Source organism: Pseudomonas sp. RW407, from assembly GCF_003176655.1.
Lineage (GTDB): Bacteria > Pseudomonadota > Gammaproteobacteria > Pseudomonadales > Pseudomonadaceae > Pseudomonas > Pseudomonas delhiensis.
Window position 1 is genome coordinate 1,839,478 of the sequence record NZ_QGSL01000107.1, and the last position, 13,576, is coordinate 1,853,053.

Consider the following 13,576-nt stretch of genomic DNA (forward strand, 5'->3'; position numbering starts at 1 on the left):
GTGCTGGTGAGCATGGCTTCTTGCAGGAGCGGGCAAGGTCAGATCCGCTGCGGGCCGTTGCGCTCGGAGACCTGGGCGTTGAGCGTCCAGAAGTCGTAGAGCACGCCGATGAAGAACAGGCCGCCGGTGAACAGGTAGAGGATGCCGGTCAGCCATTTGCCCATGTACATGCGGTGCACGCCGAACACGCCGAGGAAGGTCAGCAGTATCCAGGCGACGTTGTAGTCCAGGGCGCCGCTGCGGTAGCGCAGGTCGGCCTCGTCGTCCATCGAGGGGATCAGGAACAGGTCGATGATCCAGCCGATGAAGAACAGCCCCAGGGTGAAGAACCAGATGGTCCCGCTCACCGGCTTGCCGTAGTAGAAGCGGTGGGAACCGGTGAAGCCGAAGATCCATAGCAGGTAGCCGATGACCTTGCTGTGGGTGTCGGGGGTGTTGGGCATGGAGCGCTCCTTGGCGGGGATTCCTGGATTCGACCGGCGCAATCGCGGCGGGTTTGCCATCACTGTAAGAAAAGTCGCGGGGAATACAAACCCATGGATGGCAAAAGCCCGCCTTGGGGCGTAATGCTGTTCACTTAAGCGGAGCAGCATTGCGGTTCACCGGATAGCGGGTCTTCGAAATCTTCACCGCCCTTGGTCTTGCCGGCCTTGGGCGGCGATCCAGGAATAGCCCGCCGATCCCGGCCCGCAACTCCGCCAGGCGCCTTCCAGTGGCGGAAATCGGATTGGCTGCTGCCATCACGATCAGTTGAACGGCGATGTAATGAGCCACCGGCTTGAAGCGTATCTCGGATGCGGAACGGCCGAACGCTACCGCCGCCTGGCTCGCCTCACGGCGAATGACGTTGTAGCTCAGCAGCAACCCCCAGACTTCCTGATAGATCAGCTCAACCTTCTTGCTGCGCAGGGTGACCGCGTTCTGTTGCAGGGAACTCTTGATATCTCGGAAGCCCAGTTCGATCTCCCAGCGCTCCTGGTACAGATCGGCAACGGCCTTGGCGCTGTAGCGCTCGGCTGGCAGAGAGGTCAGCACGGTTTTCAGCTTGCCCTGACGTTCGTAGCTGACTTCACGTACCTCCCAGTAGGCCGGCAGCGCCGGGTTACGCTTTCGAGCCTGTGCCGACACCTTCATGCGCAGCAGGCGATCACGCTTGCCGTAACGGACCAGTTCTTCACCGACCAGGCCCTTGCGAGCCGGGATCAACCAGTGGCGGTTCGCCCCCGTCGTGGCGACGCCCAACAGCAAATCGGCACTCCAGAAGCCCTTGTCGAACAGGGTTACCGAGTGATCGGGGATTTGCTGAAGAAACTCGTCGGCCAAACGCATTTCACTGCGCCGGTAGGGGCTCAACTGGGCATCCAGGATCACGTGCGAGCGTACGTTCATCAACGCAACCAGGCGCATCATGGGAAACGGCGTCTGGCGGTCGGTGGCGGTGTTGCCGGAACCGAAATGCTTGCGCAGTTCAGTGCTGTCCGGGGTGCGCAGGAGTGCGCCATCCACCGCCAGGACCCGCAGATCCTGCCAGTTGTCTCCGTCATAGCGTTCGCACCCCCACTGCTTGCCGGTTTTGCGGAACAACCACTCGACCGGATCGGCGCCGAGCCGCTTACGGGCTTGGCTGATACCACTTCTCGCCAGCAGGTGGTCGGAAGCCAGGCCCTGAGCGCAGATATTCAGGCGCCTGGCCACTTCATGGACGGGCTCATCGCGGAACAACGCCATGCCCAGTACCAGCCAGAGCACCTGATCGGTAGGCAGACGCCGCCGCCGAATGCTGGCCTGTGAGGAAAGATGCAGTGCCGACTCCACCCACTCGATTGGAATGTTCTGGGTGAAGGTGCTCAGGTCGGAGAAGTTGAACAGGTCGCCCAGATCGAGCAGGTGCTGTTGGAAAGACATAAAAAATCCGATGCCAGAAGTCTGGCACCGGATTCTTGGGGAACACCTGCCGTGGCTCAAATGCTTAAGTGAACAGCATTACGCCACCTGGCGGGCTTTTTCATGCCCGGAGGAAACCATGGGCCAAGACCGTGATGTAGATGTGCTGGCGCGGACGCTGTGGGGCGAGGCGCGCGGCGAAGGCGCCGCCGGCATGGTCGCCGTGGGCTGGACGATCCGTAACCGCGCGGCGAAGCCTGGCTGGTGGGGGCGGGACATCGTCAGCGTCTGCCAGGCGCCCTGGCAGTTCAGCTGCTGGAACAAGAACGATCCGAACTATCCGTACCTGTCCGGCGCGAAGCAGATCCCGGCCGGCGAGTACCTGCGCGCCAGAGAGGCCGCACTGGCGGTGATCAGCGGCAGCCAGCTGGACCCAACCGGCGGGGCCACCCACTACTACGCCACCACCATGGCCAAGCCGCCGGCCTGGGCGGCGAAAGCGAAACGCACGGCAGTGATCGGCCACCACGCCTTCTTCCGCGACGTCCCGTAGGAGCGAACCATGCAGAACTTCCCGTGGAAGGCGGCCGGCCTGGTGCTGGCCGCGCTGCTGCTGGTCGCCGTCGGCACCGGCTTGGGTGTGTGGCTGGCCGCCGGGCACTACCGTCCGCAGCTCGATGCCGCGGCCGTGGATCTGACCAGCTGTCGCGCGGCCCGGGGCAACCTCGAGGCACTGGTGGGCGACCAGAACGCCGCCATCGCTGGCCTGGCTAACCAGGCCCAGCAGCGCCAGGCACGTGCCGCCCAGGCCGTGGCCGATGCCCAGCAGCAGGCCGGCGAGCACTACGCCGCGGCGCAGCGCCTGCAGCAGGAGCACGCCGAGGGTGATCAGTGCGCAGCGGCAGAGGCGGTCATCGACAAGGAGTTGGGCCTATGAAACCGCAGGAGTGGCGAAAAGCTGCAGGTGCAGCGATTTTCGGCAGGTGCAGCCGAAAAGTGCAGGTGGTGCAGGTGCTGGGGATGGTGTTCGCGCTGGCGGGATGCGCCGGCCAGGTCGAGCCTGAGCCGCGCACGGTGCGCGTAGAGGTGCCGGTGGCGGTGCCCTGCCGGGCGCCGGCGGTGCAGGAGCCAGCCTGGGCCACGGCGAGCTTGCAGAAAAGCGACACGCTGCAGGTGAAGGTCCGGGCGCTGCTGGCAGAGCGGCAGCAGCACCTGGGCTACGAGGCGCAGTTGCGTGCCGCGGTGATGGCCTGTCAGTAGGGCTGTGATCTGTCTAAAACTAACTCACAACTCGCCGAACTATGCGGCTTTCAGACGGCCTATCTCGCGATTTTGTTTTGGACAGAGCCTGACTAATAGTCAGGCTCTGCGCGGCCTGGAGCTTGCTTCTTCCGCTACTGTTGCATCATCGGGGTGTGAGCGGAAAGGTCGCTTTGGCTCATGACTTTGGGCGGTCCGTCTTCTATATGCAAAAGCGCCTAGTGTACGGTATCCGGCCTGACGGCTTAAGCATCGGAGTACGCAATGAGCATCAGCGACGAAGGCATCACCGACCTGGCCGCGCGCCTGGGCGCGCAGTTGCAGCGGCTGGGCGCGCGGGTCTGCACCGCGGAATCCTGCACCGGCGGCGGCATCGCCGAGGCGATCACGCGGATCGCCGGCAGCTCGGCCTGGTTCGATGCCGGCTACGTCACCTATTCCAACGCGCAGAAGACCGCCCAACTGGGCGTGCCCGACGAACTTTTCCCACAGGTCGGCGCGGTCAGCCGCGAGGTGGTCGAGGCCATGGCCCGTGGCGCACAGGCGCGCAGTGGCGCGCGTTTCGCCGTGGCGGTCAGCGGTATCGCCGGGCCGGACGGTGGTTCACCAGAGAAGCCTGTAGGAACCGTCTGGTTGTGCTGGGCCGACGGCGAAAGGCTGCTCCCGGCGTGCCTGCATTTCGCCGGCGACCGCCTCGCGGTGCGCCGGCAGGCGGTGGCGGCCGCTCTGGACGGGGTGTTGCGACTGGCCGTCGGGGAAAATCCCGTCCGGGGGTAGGCGAGCGCCTTGCCCTGTGAAATAATACTGTCTACTTATACAGTTGTTCGTGGCCCATCCCGGCCGCCTGACTTCGCGAGGACTTCAATGGACGACAACAAGAAGCGCGCCCTGGCCGCGGCCCTGGGACAGATCGAACGCCAATTCGGCAAGGGCGCGGTGATGCGCATGGGCGACCACGAGCGCCAGGCCATCCCGGCCATCTCCACCGGCTCCCTGGGCCTGGACATCGCCCTGGGCATCGGCGGCCTGCCGAAAGGCCGGATCGTCGAGATCTACGGCCCGGAATCCTCGGGCAAGACCACCCTGACCCTCTCGGTCATCGCCGAAGCCCAGCGCCAGGGCGCCACCTGCGCCTTCGTCGACGCCGAGCACGCGCTGGACCCGGACTACGCCGGCAAGCTGGGCGTCAACGTCGACGACCTGCTGGTCTCGCAGCCGGACACCGGCGAGCAGGCCCTGGAAATCACCGACATGCTGGTGCGCTCCAACGCGGTGGACGTGATCATCGTCGACTCCGTGGCGGCCCTGGTGCCCAAGGCCGAGATCGAAGGCGAGATGGGCGATGCCCACGTCGGCCTGCAGGCCCGCCTGATGTCCCAGGCGCTGCGCAAGATCACCGGCAACATCAAGAACGCCAACTGCCTGGTCATCTTCATCAACCAGATCCGCATGAAGATCGGCGTGATGTTCGGCAACCCGGAAACCACCACCGGTGGTAACGCCCTGAAGTTCTACGCCTCCGTGCGCCTGGACATCCGCCGTACCGGCGCGGTGAAGGAAGGCGACGAGGTGGTCGGCAGCGAAACCCGCGTCAAGGTCGTGAAGAACAAGGTCGCTCCGCCGTTCCGCCAGGCCGAGTTCCAGATTCTCTACGGCAAGGGCATCTACCGCACCGGCGAGATCATCGACCTGGGCGTGCAGCTGGGCCTGGTGGAGAAGTCCGGCGCCTGGTACAGCTACCAGGGCAGCAAGATCGGCCAGGGCAAGGCCAACGCCGCCAAGTTCCTGGAAGAAAACTCGGAAATCTGCGCGGTGCTGGACAAGGCCATCCGCGAGCAACTGCTGAACAACCAGCCGGCGCCGACCAAGGCCGAGCTGGCTGCAGCCGAAGCCGCCGAGGCCGCTGAAGCCGACCTCGACTACTGATCCCGCCGATGCCGACCGTGCTCGATACGCCCGTCGCCGTGCGACGGGCCGCCATGGACCTCCTGGCGCGGCGCGAGCACGGTCGCGCCGAACTCGTCCGCAAGCTGCGCCAGCGCGGCGCGCCTGCGGAACTCATCGAGCCCGCCCTCGACCGCCTGGCCGAGGAGGGGTTGCTCAACGAATCCCGTTACCTGGAAGCCTTCATCGCCAGCAAGGCGCGCAGCGGCTATGGCCCCTTGCGCATCCGCGACGAACTGAGCCAGCGCGGCCTGCCCCGCGGCGAGATCGAGAAGGCCCTGGGCGAGGCCGACGTCGACTGGCAGGCGCAACTTCGGGACGCTTGGCGCCGCAAGTTCCCCCGTCTACCCCAGGATGCCCGCGAGCGTGCCCAGCAAGGGCGTTTCCTCGCCTACCGGGGGTTTTCCATGGAAGCCATCAACCGCCTGTTCAGCGGGCGCGGCGGGGACGACTGAGCCCTGCGCGGTGCTGGCCGGCCTATCGGCCGGATCGCGGACGGAGTCCGCTCCTACGCCCACATTCCCCTGGCTTGTCCGCGATAGCTGGCGGTATCGGCGCGGTTCGTGGATAAGATCCGCTTGTAAGGCGCGGGAACGGCTTCTCGTAGGAGCGAGCTTGCTCGCGAATAAACCCCGCAGCGGAGTCTGTTCGCGAGCAAGCTCGCTCCTACAGAGAACATCTCGGCGTAGTCGGCAAGACAGTTGCCCCTACGCCATTTCACACACCGTTCCCCCCGGAATCACGCGCCAGCGCAGTGTCACGTCGGGCCAACGGCGTATAACCGCGAACGGTTATACGCCCTACGGTTGGGCGTGGGCGTAGGAGCGCCATCCCATGTAGGAGCGCGCCCTGCGCGCGATTCGCGGGCAGGGCCCGCTCCTACAGGTGCGGTGGCCTATGCAGGAACGGGACAAGCCTCGGTCCAGTTCTGCTTGTCATTGATGAAATTCACCAACTCGCGCAGGCGGCCGTGGTCGCGGCCGTTGAAGGCGAAGGCCAGGCGCGTGAGCTTGGTGAATTCCGGTTCGTCCTTTTCCAGTTCGCCGCAGGCCTGCTGGTGGAAGCCGTCGTGCAGGCAGAGGTTGCCGAACTCCTCGTGCAGGCGCTGGATGGCGCTGTCGCTGAGGCGGTGGTTGAGGCGGATGACGAAGTTGTCCTTGAGCCAGCGGCTGGAGTGGAAGTTGCTGTAGAAGTGGGCGATCTCCCCGACCGCGTCCTCCACCGAGCGGGCCAGCTTCATCAGGTGCATGTCGCTGGGCAGGATGTAGCGGTTGTCCAGCAACTGCTCCTGCATGAACTGCAGCGCCTGCTCCCAGTAATGCCCGCCGGGCTGGTCGAGCAGCACCACCGGCACCAGCGGGCTCTTGCCGGTCTGGATCAGCGTCAGCACTTCCAGCGCCTCGTCCAGGGTGCCGAAGCCGCCGGGGCAGAGCACCAGGGCGTCGGCTTCCTTGACGAAGAACAGCTTGCGCAGGAAGAAGAAGTGGAACGACAGCAGGTTGTTGGTGCCGGCCACCGTGTGGTTGGCCTGCTGCTCGAAGGGCAGGGTGATGTTGAAGCCCAGGCTGTTCTCCAGCCCGGCGCCTTCGTGGGCGGCGGCCATGATGCCGCCGCCGGCACCGGTGACGACCATCAGGTCGTAGCGGGCCAGGGTGCGCCCCAGGTCCCTGGCCAGGGCGTACAGCGGGTGGTCCGGGGGCGTGCGCGCCGAGCCGAACACCGTGACCTTGCGCCGGCGCTTGAATTGCTCGAGGGTGGCGAAGGCGTGCTCCATCTCGCGCAGCGTCTGCAGCATGATCTTGGCGTCCCAGCGGTTGCGGTCGGCCTGGGCCATGCGCGCCACGGTGAAGAGCATCTCGCGGTACAGCGGCAGGTTCGGGCTGTCGCCCGGCGCGGCGAGGGCGGCCAGTTCCTCGACCTTCTGCGTCAGGTCGGTGCCGCTGGTCTGGAAGTGCCTGGAGAGGTAGTCCTCGGGTTCATAGGGCATGGGGATACTCCTTGTTCTTCAACCCCTTGTCGTAGGCTTGCGCCAGTCTGACATGCCGCCGACGGCAGTCGGCGATGACCCTGTTTCAGATTGCGATGCGGTCCCCCTGTTCGGGAATGTTGGCTTTCCAGTCGAGGCGTTCGAGCAGTGCGGCCTGCAGGGCATCCATCTTTTCCCGCTCGCCATGTATCAGGTATAGCTCGGGTTTGTTCTCGAAGTGGCCAACCCACTGAATCAATTGCGATTGTCCTGCATGGGCGGAGAAGCCGCCGAGGGTGTGGACCTTCGCCCGCACGGCGATGCGCTGGCGCAGCACGCGCACGCTCTCGGCGCCGTCGACGATGGCGCGGCCGAGGGTGCCCTTGGCCTGGAAGCCGGGGAAGACGATGTGGCATTCCTCGCGCCAGAGGTTGTGCTTGAAGTGGTGGACGATGCGCCCGCCGGTGCACATGCCGCTGCCGGCGATGATGATGGCGCCGCTCTTGATGCGGTTGATCGCCATGGAGTCTTCCGGCGTCTGCGTGGTGCGCAGCAGCGGCAGCCATTCGGACAGCTTCACGGTGCCGGTGCCGCGGATGTATTCGCGGTCGCTATCGGAGAATTCGCCGGAGTGGCGCAGGTAGATGTCGTTGGCCCGCGCGGCCATGGGGCTGTCGAGGAAGACCATCTGCTGCGGCAGGCGGCCTTCCTGGTAGAAGCGCCCGAGGTAGAACAGCAGGTCCTGGGTGCGGCCGACGGCGAAGGCGGGGATCAGCACGTTGCCGCCGTCCTTCTGCGCCTGTTCGAGGATGTCCGCCAGTTCCAGCAGCGTCTCGTTGTTGTCGCGGTGGTCGCGGTCGCCGTAGGTGGACTCCAGCAGCACCACGTCGGCGCGGCTCAGCGGCGTCGGCGTGCGCATCAGCGGCGAGCAGGTGTTGCCCAGGTCGCCGGAGAACACCAGGCGGCGCGTCAGGCCCTGCTCGTGGATCTCGATCTCGACGATGGCCGAGCCGAGGATGTGCCCGGCGTTGTGGAAGGTCACGCGGATGCCGGGCGCCACTTCCACGGTGCTGCCGTAGCTGACGCCGCGGCGCAGGGCCAGGGCCTTCTCGGTGTCTTCGACGGTGTAGATCGGGGTGGTCGCCGGCTTGTTCAGGCGGGCGCGCCACTTGTTCTCCCACTCGGCGTCCTTTTCCTGGATGTTGGCCGAATCCATCAGCATCAGTTCCAGCAGCTCGCAGCAGGACTCGGTGGCGTAGATCGGCCCCTTGTAGCCTTCCTTCGCCAGGCGCGGCAGTAGCCCGCTGTGGTCGATGTGGGCGTGGGAGATGACCACCGCGTTCAGGCTCTTCGGATCGAAGGGGAAGGGCGTGCGGTTGCTGGCTTCATTGTCGCGGGTGCCCTTGCCGTTGCTGCGGCCCTGGCGCATGCCGCACTCGAGCAGCACGCGCGCGCCATCCCGGGTTTCCAGCAGGTAGCAGGAGCCGGTGACTTCCTGGGCTGCGCCGATGAAAGTGAGTAGGGCCATGGGGCCTCCTTAGCAGGATTCGGTATTTCAGACTCGCGTAGCTGGAACGAAATGGCGTTGATACAGGTCAGCGCCGCTCCCATCCGGCGACCTAGACTTCCCCCAATAGCCCAAGGGAGAACGTCGAGCATGTCGCAGATACTGCCCAGTCCGGAGGAGCTGGCCGCGCACGCGGCGGAGCAGCCGGCATTCACCGAATGGCTGAGCGGATACGGTCCGCTTGAGCATAGCGCGCAGACCCAGGCTGCGGTCTTCCGCATGGCTCATCAATTGGTCCAAGCCGGCCTGCAGCCGGACTTGCCCAGCGTCTATCGGATGTTCCGCGCGCTGGACCGGCTGACCTGCGCCGGGCTCTGGCTGGTGGTGCACATGACCTACGCGCGGCGCGTGCACCTGGACGGCGCGCCGCTGCAGGCCGAGGACTTCAAGGCCAGCCCCGAGGGCCACACCGGCGGCGCCCTGAACATGGTACCGGCCTACGCCGGCTACCTCGCGCTCAATGCCCTGACCGCCACCACCCGCGGCTGGCTGATGGGGCAGGGGCACTGCGTGGCGGCCATCGAGGCGCTCAACGTGCTGACCGGCAACCTGCACCCCGAGCAGGCACGGCGCTACGGCATCGACGCCGCCGGCCTGGAGCGCCTGGTGCAGGACTTCTACAGCTACGCCCAGGCGCCGGACGGCAGCGTCGCCGCGCCCCTGGGCAGCCACGTCAACCCGCATACCGCCGGCGGCATCGCCGAAGGCGGCTACCTGGGCTTCGCCGAACTGCAGTACGCGCACCTGCCGCTGCCCGGCGAGACCCTGGTGGCCTTCCTCTCCGACGGCGCCGCCGAGGAGCAGCGCGGCAGCGACTGGATGCCGCGCTGGTGGCGCGCCGAGGACTGCGGCGTGGCCCTGCCGGTGATGATCGCCAATGGCCGACGCATCGAGCAGCGCACCCAGCTGGGCACCCGCGAGGGCCTGGAAGGCTTCAAGCACCACCTCGGCGGCTGCGGCTTCGACCCCCTGAGTTTCGATGGCCGCGACCCGGCCGCCTTCGTCTGCGCCCTCTGGGAAATGGAGCAGCGCCTGGCCCATCGCGTCCACGAGAAGAACAGCGGCATCCTGCATTACCCGCTGCCGATCCCCTACGGCATCGCCGAGACGGTCAAGGGCTTCGGCTTCTACGGTGCCGGCAGCAACGCCGCGCACAACCTGCCGCTGCCGGGCAACCCCAGCGAGGACGAGAACGCCCGGGAGCTGTTCAACCACCACGCGGCGCAGCTGTGGGTGCCGGAGGCCGAGCTGGACGCCGCCTGCGCGCTGTTCGCCGCGAGCCGCCAGGGGCGCCTGCTGGAGCGCGACAACCCGCTGGCGGTGCGGCGGCCCATCGAGCCCAGCCTGCCGGAGCTGCACTACCGCAACGACCAGTGCTCGCCGATGCTGGCGCTGGACCGCTTCTTCACCGAGCTGTGCGCGGCGAACCCGGACCTGCGGGCCCGCGTCGGCAACCCCGACGAGCTGGCCAGCAACCGCCTGGGCGGCGTGCTCAAGGCGCTGAAGCACCGCGTCTGCCAGCCGGAGAGCGTGCTGGAGGCCATCGACGGGCGGGTCATCACCGCGCTCAACGAGGAGGCCGTGGTCTCCGCCTGCCTGGCCAACCAGGGCGGGCTCAACCTGGTGGCCAGCTACGAGGCCTTCTGCGTGAAGATGCTCGGCGCGGTGCGCCAGGCGCTGATCTTCGCCCGCCTGCAGAAGGAGGCCGGGCGCCCGGCCGGCTGGCTCGGCTGGCCCCTGGTGGCCACCTCGCACACCTGGGAGAACGGCAAGAACCAGCAGTCGCACCAGGACACCACTTTCTGCGAGAGCCTGCTCGGCGAGATGAGCGACATGGTGCGGGTGCTGTTCCCCGCCGACCACAACAGCCTGCTGGCGCTGTTGCCGCAGATCTACCGCAGCCGCGGGCAGCTGGCCTGCCTGGTGGCGCCCAAGCGCGAGCGGCCGAACCTGTTCGACCGGGCCCAGGCCGAGCAACTGGCGCACGACGGCGCCATCGTGGTGGAGGAACACCCGGGCAGCGACCCACTGCTGCTGATCGCCAACGGCAGCTACCAGCTCGGCGAGATGCGCCGCGCTGCGGAGCGCCTGGCCGAGGCCGGCTACCCGTACCGCCTGGTCTACCTGCAGGAGCCCGGGCGCTTCCGCGCGCCCAGGGACAACTGGGAGCTGGCGGCGGTGGCCGACGAGGCGCTGATCGAGCAGTTGTTCCCGGATGCCTATGGGCGCCGCGTGCTGCTCACCCACATGCGCCCGGAGGTGGCGCGCGGGCATCTCTGGCCGATCCTGCCGGATGCGCTGCGCAGTTCGGTGCTGGGGTATCGCAACCGCGGCGGGACCCTCGACGAGCCCGGCATGCTGTTCGCCAACCGGGCCAGCTGGGGCGATGTACTGGCAGCCTGCGCGCGCCTGCTGGAAGTGCCGCGCAGCGCGCTGCTGACCGCCGAGGAGGTCGCGGCGCTGGCCGGCAAGGGGGACCCGCGGGCCCTGCGCTGAAACGCTGGGGCGTCTTAGCGCTTCAGCGGTTTGACGAGGGCGTCGAGGCCCTCGACCTTCAGCTCCAGCACTATCTGCATCAGGCGGCCCAGCTCCCCCTTGGGAAAGCTGTCATTGCGCTGGAACCACAACAGGTATTCCTCCGGCAGGTCCACCAGCATGCGCCCCTGGTACTTGCCGAAGGGCATCGGCGTGCGGGCGATCTTCAGCAGGTTGAGCTTTTCCGACTCCAGCATGGCGCCGGCTTCACTTCTGCAGCTTGATGCGGCAGCTGCCGGCGTCGAAGCGCTCGACGGCCACCGGGGCGTTGGTGTGGTACTCGGTGAAGTCGTAGGTGAGGACCGCGCCCTGGGCCAGCAGCTGGCGGTAGCCGGTATTGCTGCACACGCTGTCGCCCAGTTGGCTGCGCACCTTCTCGGGGTTGGCGCGCATTTTCGCGGCGTGGCTGGCACGCACGCTGAGGTGGTTGATCAACTGGTTGCCCTGGACGGTGTAGCCCTGGTCGAGGATATCCTCGTTGATCGCGCGCGGAGTGCCTTCGCTGCTTTCCTTGGCGACTTTCTCCAGTGTCTTGGCCAGTTCGAAATTCTTGAGCGACGCGGCGTGGGCCGCGGGCAGGACGAGGCAGAGGGCGAGGGCGGTTAGGCGCAGCATGGGTATCTCCTGGCATGGGTGCCTGTTCGACCGCGCGGACCCTTCTGGGTTCGGCGGATGGATGCGGGCGCCATTGTCCCCGAAAACCGCCTGGCTGCCGAGCGGCCTGGGCGCGCAGGGGCTCTGCTACAATCGCCGCCCGCCGTGATCGCCCGCCCGAGTCGCCGATGTCGCCCGCCCATCCCGCCGCCAAGAACCATGCCGTCGCCCGCCTGCGCGCCGAGCGCCTGGCCCGTTGCGTGAAGCCCTTCGTGGCCCGCGGCTCGCGTTCGCCGCGCTGCGCCGGCTGCCGCCTGCGCCCGGACTACTGCATGTGCGCCTGGCAGCCGCGGGTGCAGGCCAATGCCGGGATGTGCCTGGTGATGTTCGACACCGAGCCGCTGAAGCCGAGCAACACCGGCTGGCTGATCGCCGAAACGGTGCCGGACACCTGGGCCTTCGGCTGGTCGCGGATCGAGGTCGACCCGGCCCTGCTGGCGCTGCTGGACGACCCGCAGTGGCAGCCCTACGTGGTGTTCCCCGGCGAGTTCGTCGCCGCCGAGCGGGTGGTGGAGCGGGTGGAACCGGCGCCCGGCAAGCGCCCGCTGTTCATCCTGCTGGACGCCACCTGGAACGAGGCGCGCAAGATGTTCCGCAAGAGCCCCTACCTGGACCGTTTCCCGGTGCTGAGCATCACCCCCGAGGCGCTGTCGCGCTACCGCCTGCGCCGCTCCAAGTTCGACGAGCACCTGTGCACCGCGGAAGTGGCGGCGCTGTGCCTGGGCCTGGCCGGCGACCGGCGCGCGGGAGACGCGCTGGACGCCTACCTGGACGTGTTCAGCGAGCGCTACCTGGGCGCGAAGCACCAGCGCGGCCTGGACGAGCAGAGCCCGGCGCACCAAGCCCTGCGGCCCTATACCGCACTCTAGGGCTCAGGCCGCCGCGGCCTTCTTCTGCGGCCACAGCTGGGCCACCAGCATGCCGGCGAGCATCAGCGCGCAGCCGATGTAACCGCGCGTGTGCAGGCTCTCGTCGAGGAAGATCGCCCCGGCGATGGCGGCGAACACCGCCTCCAGGGACAGGATGATCGCAGCGTGGGAGGCGATGGCGTGCTTCTGCGCGATCACCTGCAGGGTGAAGCCGGTGCCGACGCCGAACAGGCCGCCGTAGAGCAGGGCCGGGCCGGCCTGGACGATGGCGTCCCAGTGGATTTCCTCGAAGATCACCGCCAGCATCATGCTCACCACCGAGCAGGTGGCGAACTGCAGGAAGGCCAGGCGGATCGGGTCGTAGCGGCTGGCGAACAGCCCCACCAGCAGCACGTGGCAGCCCCACACCAGCGCGCCGGCCAGCTGCAGCCAGTCGCCGGAGGCCACCTGGAAGCCCGGGCCGATGCTCAGCATGGCCATGCCGATCACCGCCAGCGCGGCGCCGAGCCAGGTGCCCATGCCGGTGCGGTGGCCCAGCAGCAGGCCGAGCAGCGGCACTATGATCACGTACAGCCCGGTGATGAAGCCGGAGTTGGTCACGCTGGTGAACAGCAGGCCGACCTGCTGCAGATTGATGCCGAGGGTCAGCGCGGTGCCGATGGCCAGGCCCGCCAGCAGCAGGCCGCGGTTGAATGGCTGGGCGCCGCGCCTGGCCGACCAGGCCAGCAGCGGCAGCAGCATCAGGGCGCCGAGGGCGAAGCGCAGGCCGGTGTAGAGGAAGGGCCCGATGGCATCCATCCCCAACCGCTGCGCGACGAAGGACACCCCCCAGATCATGGCGGTGACCAGCATCAGGATATCGGCGCGCAGGGCGTGGCTCTTCATGGTGTTCTCGGC

15 protein-coding genes are annotated in these 13,576 nt (G+C 67.2%); 8 read left to right on the forward strand and 7 right to left on the reverse strand.

The genetic code is table 11. The features are described from left to right. Positions 1-38: 38 nt before the first annotated feature. Both DK254_RS32390 and DK254_RS32395 read right to left on the reverse strand, forming a co-directional pair. Complete coding sequence (locus DK254_RS32390; RefSeq protein WP_109937110.1) at positions 39-443, reverse strand: TM2 domain-containing protein; 405 nt, start codon at positions 441-443, stop codon at positions 39-41. Between the two features lie 130 nt (positions 444-573). Continuing rightward, the gene (locus DK254_RS32395; RefSeq protein ID WP_109932575.1) at positions 574-1,905 is read right to left on the reverse strand and encodes an IS4 family transposase; all 1,332 of its coding nucleotides are present in this window, start codon (positions 1,903-1,905) and stop codon (positions 574-576) included. A gap of 118 nt (positions 1,906-2,023) precedes the next feature. Here DK254_RS32395 and DK254_RS32400 point away from each other — a divergent pair, with 118 nt between their 5' ends. The 6 genes from DK254_RS32400 to recX all read left to right on the forward strand — a co-directional run bounded on the left by DK254_RS32400 (position 2,024) and on the right by recX (position 5,543). Further along, positions 2,024-2,437: a cell wall hydrolase gene (locus tag DK254_RS32400; protein ID WP_061562212.1), complete on the forward strand. Its 414-nt coding sequence runs from the start codon at positions 2,024-2,026 to the stop codon at positions 2,435-2,437. A gap of 9 nt (positions 2,438-2,446) precedes the next feature. Then, positions 2,447-2,821, forward strand: a complete 375-nt coding sequence (locus DK254_RS32405; protein ID WP_061562211.1) for a hypothetical protein — start codon at positions 2,447-2,449, stop codon at positions 2,819-2,821. After that, on the forward strand, positions 2,818-3,144 hold the full coding sequence (locus tag DK254_RS32410) for a hypothetical protein (RefSeq protein WP_109937111.1): 327 nt from the start codon (positions 2,818-2,820) through the stop codon (positions 3,142-3,144). The genes DK254_RS32405 and DK254_RS32410 overlap by 4 nt, the downstream gene beginning before the upstream one ends. A 264-nt stretch (positions 3,145-3,408) precedes the next feature. Then, positions 3,409-3,921 (forward strand): CinA family protein, encoded by a 513-nt coding sequence (locus tag DK254_RS32415; protein ID WP_109937112.1) that lies wholly within the window; start codon positions 3,409-3,411, stop codon positions 3,919-3,921. Positions 3,922-4,008: 87 nt separating this feature from the next. Next, positions 4,009-5,070 carry a recombinase RecA gene (gene recA / locus DK254_RS32420; protein ID WP_109937113.1) on the forward strand — a complete coding sequence of 354 codons (1,062 nt, stop codon included), beginning with the start codon at positions 4,009-4,011 and terminating at the stop codon, positions 5,068-5,070. Between the two features lie 8 nt (positions 5,071-5,078). Beyond that, the gene (gene recX, locus DK254_RS32425) at positions 5,079-5,543 is read left to right on the forward strand and encodes a recombination regulator RecX (protein WP_089394568.1); all 465 of its coding nucleotides are present in this window, start codon (positions 5,079-5,081) and stop codon (positions 5,541-5,543) included. Between the two features lie 440 nt (positions 5,544-5,983). Here recX and DK254_RS32430 read toward each other — a convergent pair whose 3' ends face one another. Beyond that, on the reverse strand, positions 5,984-7,075 hold the full coding sequence (locus DK254_RS32430) for an LOG family protein (protein ID WP_109937114.1): 1,092 nt from the start codon (positions 7,073-7,075) through the stop codon (positions 5,984-5,986). An 85-nt stretch (positions 7,076-7,160) separates the two neighbouring features. Then, positions 7,161-8,582, reverse strand: coding sequence for an MBL fold metallo-hydrolase RNA specificity domain-containing protein (locus DK254_RS32435; RefSeq protein ID WP_109937115.1), 1,422 nt, complete (start codon positions 8,580-8,582; stop codon positions 7,161-7,163). A gap of 129 nt (positions 8,583-8,711) precedes the next feature. On the opposite strand from DK254_RS32435, the gene DK254_RS32440 reads away from it, so the two are divergent. Continuing rightward, positions 8,712-11,117, forward strand: a complete 2,406-nt coding sequence (locus DK254_RS32440) for a xylulose 5-phosphate 3-epimerase (RefSeq protein ID WP_109937116.1) — start codon at positions 8,712-8,714, stop codon at positions 11,115-11,117. Positions 11,118-11,131: 14 nt separating this feature from the next. Here DK254_RS32440 and DK254_RS32445 read toward each other — a convergent pair whose 3' ends face one another. Together DK254_RS32445 and DK254_RS32450 are read right to left on the reverse strand one after the other, a co-directional pair. After that, positions 11,132-11,353 (reverse strand): DUF3820 family protein, encoded by a 222-nt coding sequence (locus DK254_RS32445; RefSeq protein WP_109937117.1) that lies wholly within the window; start codon positions 11,351-11,353, stop codon positions 11,132-11,134. Between the two features lie 10 nt (positions 11,354-11,363). After that, a complete protein-coding gene (locus DK254_RS32450) occupies positions 11,364-11,771 on the reverse strand; it encodes a quorum-sensing-regulated virulence factor family protein (protein ID WP_109937118.1) in 408 nt (135 codons plus the stop codon). Positions 11,772-11,938: 167 nt separating this feature from the next. Between DK254_RS32450 and DK254_RS32455 the strand changes: the two genes are divergently transcribed. Further along, the gene (locus DK254_RS32455) at positions 11,939-12,679 is read left to right on the forward strand and encodes a tRNA-uridine aminocarboxypropyltransferase (protein WP_109937119.1); all 741 of its coding nucleotides are present in this window, start codon (positions 11,939-11,941) and stop codon (positions 12,677-12,679) included. A gap of 3 nt (positions 12,680-12,682) precedes the next feature. Here the strand turns inward: DK254_RS32455 and DK254_RS32460 are convergent, their stop codons facing one another. Next, positions 12,683-13,564, reverse strand: a complete 882-nt coding sequence (locus DK254_RS32460) for a DMT family transporter (RefSeq protein WP_109937120.1) — start codon at positions 13,562-13,564, stop codon at positions 12,683-12,685. Positions 13,565-13,576: the final 12 nt, after the last annotated feature.

Excerpts from the sequence above, each read along its gene's own strand:
- DK254_RS32390 (WP_109937110.1), bottom strand. The coding sequence starts at position 443 with ATGCCCAACACCCCCGACACCCACAGCAAGGTCATCGGCTACCTGCTA.
- DK254_RS32395 (WP_109932575.1), bottom strand. The coding sequence starts at position 1,905 with ATGTCTTTCCAACAGCACCTGCTCGATCTGGGCGACCTGTTCAACTTC.
- DK254_RS32400 (WP_061562212.1), top strand. The coding sequence starts at position 2,024 with ATGGGCCAAGACCGTGATGTAGATGTGCTGGCGCGGACGCTGTGGGGC.
- DK254_RS32405 (WP_061562211.1), top strand. The coding sequence starts at position 2,447 with ATGCAGAACTTCCCGTGGAAGGCGGCCGGCCTGGTGCTGGCCGCGCTG.
- DK254_RS32410 (WP_109937111.1), top strand. The coding sequence starts at position 2,818 with ATGAAACCGCAGGAGTGGCGAAAAGCTGCAGGTGCAGCGATTTTCGGC.
- DK254_RS32415 (WP_109937112.1), top strand. The coding sequence starts at position 3,409 with ATGAGCATCAGCGACGAAGGCATCACCGACCTGGCCGCGCGCCTGGGC.
- recA (WP_109937113.1), top strand. The coding sequence starts at position 4,009 with ATGGACGACAACAAGAAGCGCGCCCTGGCCGCGGCCCTGGGACAGATC.
- recX (WP_089394568.1), top strand. The coding sequence starts at position 5,079 with ATGCCGACCGTGCTCGATACGCCCGTCGCCGTGCGACGGGCCGCCATG.
- DK254_RS32430 (WP_109937114.1), bottom strand. The coding sequence starts at position 7,075 with ATGCCCTATGAACCCGAGGACTACCTCTCCAGGCACTTCCAGACCAGC.
- DK254_RS32435 (WP_109937115.1), bottom strand. The coding sequence starts at position 8,582 with ATGGCCCTACTCACTTTCATCGGCGCAGCCCAGGAAGTCACCGGCTCC.
- DK254_RS32440 (WP_109937116.1), top strand. The coding sequence starts at position 8,712 with ATGTCGCAGATACTGCCCAGTCCGGAGGAGCTGGCCGCGCACGCGGCG.
- DK254_RS32445 (WP_109937117.1), bottom strand. The coding sequence starts at position 11,353 with ATGCTGGAGTCGGAAAAGCTCAACCTGCTGAAGATCGCCCGCACGCCG.
- DK254_RS32450 (WP_109937118.1), bottom strand. The coding sequence starts at position 11,771 with ATGCTGCGCCTAACCGCCCTCGCCCTCTGCCTCGTCCTGCCCGCGGCC.
- DK254_RS32455 (WP_109937119.1), top strand. The coding sequence starts at position 11,939 with ATGTCGCCCGCCCATCCCGCCGCCAAGAACCATGCCGTCGCCCGCCTG.
- DK254_RS32460 (WP_109937120.1), bottom strand. The coding sequence starts at position 13,564 with ATGAAGAGCCACGCCCTGCGCGCCGATATCCTGATGCTGGTCACCGCC.